The sequence below is a fragment of the Aquidulcibacter sp. genome, from assembly GCF_049239865.1.
In the GTDB taxonomy this organism is placed as follows: Bacteria; Pseudomonadota; Alphaproteobacteria; order Caulobacterales; family Aquidulcibacteraceae; genus Aquidulcibacter.
Genome location: NZ_JBMLTR010000030.1, coordinates 1 through 1,719 on the forward strand (window position 1 = coordinate 1; position 1,719 = coordinate 1,719).

Genomic DNA, 1,719 nt, shown 5'->3' on the forward strand with positions numbered 1-1,719 from the left:
AGGCGGACATCGGCGATACGGCGGTTGTTGGACATGGCCTATCCTTGCAAGAGGCGGCCCCTTGGTTCAAGCCCTCAAGCCTGATTTGCTGCCTTAAGTCGAAGGGCGATGCTGGCCGCATGGGCGGGCAGACCCTCAGCCGTTGCCAGCCTAACCCCTGCCGGGCCAATAGCGGCAAGCCCTTCCAGGCCAGTGCCCATCAAGGTGGTGCGCTTCATAAACATGTGGGTGGAAAGCCCTGATGCCCAACGGGCGCGGCCACCGGTTGGCAACACATGGTTCGGCCCAGCCAAATAATCGCCCAAGGCTTCTGGGGCATGGCGGCCCAAAAAGATCGCCCCGGCATGACGCACGAGATCGGCCAACGCATCGGGATCCTCGGTGGCAATTTGTAAATGCTCTGGCGCGCCCTGATCACTCAAGGCCACCGCATCTTCAAGCCGATCAACGACAATCACCGCGCCATAGGCGGGCCAAGACACCGCCGCTTCTGGCCCTGCTTCCCCGCGCGCAATCATGCCCGCCACCGCATCCAAGACGCGCTGACCAAAGGCCGCATCATCGGTAAACAGGATGGATTGGGCCACGGCGTCATGCTCTGCCTGCGCCAAAAGGTCAGCGGCAATAATGGCGGGATCATTGGCCCCATCGGCAATGATGAAAACTTCAGAAGGCCCAGCGACAGAATCTATCCCGACCGTGCCGAACACCAATTTCTTCGCCGTTGAGACCCAGGCATTGCCCGGCCCCGCAATCACATCGACCTTGGCAATTGGGGCTGCGCCATAGGCCATGGCAGCAACGGCTTGGGCACCCCCGATGCCATAAATCTCATCTATCCCCGCGATCTTGGCTGCGGCTAGAATAGCGGGGTTCTCGGCCAAGCGCGTCGGCGGCGTCATCATGACAAGGCGGGGCACACCGGCGGCTTTGGCGGGCAAAGCATTCATCAAGACCGAAGAGGGGTAAGCAGCAAGACCACCTGGCGCATAGAGCCCTGCGGCATCCACTGGTGTCCAGCGCCAACCAAGCGTGACCCCTTGGTCGTCTACCCAGCGCGCATCCTCAGGCTTAGAGCGGACATGATAATCACTGATACGCCCTGCGGCGAGCTCTAAGGCTTTCACCACAGCTGGATCACAGGCCTTGATCGCCGCATCAATTTGGGCGGCAGTCACGCGGACGGTTTCGGGCGACAGCGTAAAGGCGTCAAACTTTTGGCTGAGCTCTGCCAAGGCGGCAAAGCCACGGGCTTTCACGTCAGCCAAAATGGCGGCCACGCGTGCTTCCACCCCGTCCACCGCGTCGCCACGGGTTTGCAGGAGGGCTTGGTAGTGGGTTTGGAAATCAGGTGCGCTGGCTGAAAGGAGACGGGTCATGGTCTGTATTTAGCGCGCCCTTGACCCTTTGGGGAGGGTAAGGGTGCAGGCCCTGCCCAAAAGCCTCAGTTCAGACGTCGTGCTTGGGGCGGGCGACCGCTTCGCGCGGTTCGCTTAAATCGGCCAAGGTCACGTCGATGCATTCAGCTTGCAGGAGGATTTCACCGCCATCGGCCAGCCCCAAGCGCAATTTGCCGCCCGGGGCTTCTTCGGGTTCAAAGGTGATCGCCAACAGGCTGGCAAAGGCATCGCGGCGCGATTGGGCAACTTTTTTGGACTGGACGCTCAAGACGCCATCAAAGGATACTGCAGCCCAAACCCGTTGGCCCGCGCCCTTCTC

Annotated in this window: 2 protein-coding genes; both read right to left on the bottom strand. The window is 61.1% G+C overall.

Going from position 1 to position 1,719, the window contains the following annotated elements; translation table 11 throughout:
• Positions 1-74 precede the first annotated feature (74 nt).
• Positions 75-1,379, bottom strand: a complete 1,305-nt coding sequence (hisD, locus tag ACOVRA_RS02610) for a histidinol dehydrogenase (protein WP_421718929.1) — start codon at positions 1,377-1,379, stop codon at positions 75-77.
• 70 nt (positions 1,380-1,449) lie between these two features.
• The coding region (locus ACOVRA_RS02615) for a DUF2948 family protein (RefSeq protein WP_421718930.1) at positions 1,450-1,719 on the bottom strand (270 nt) is incomplete at its 5' end.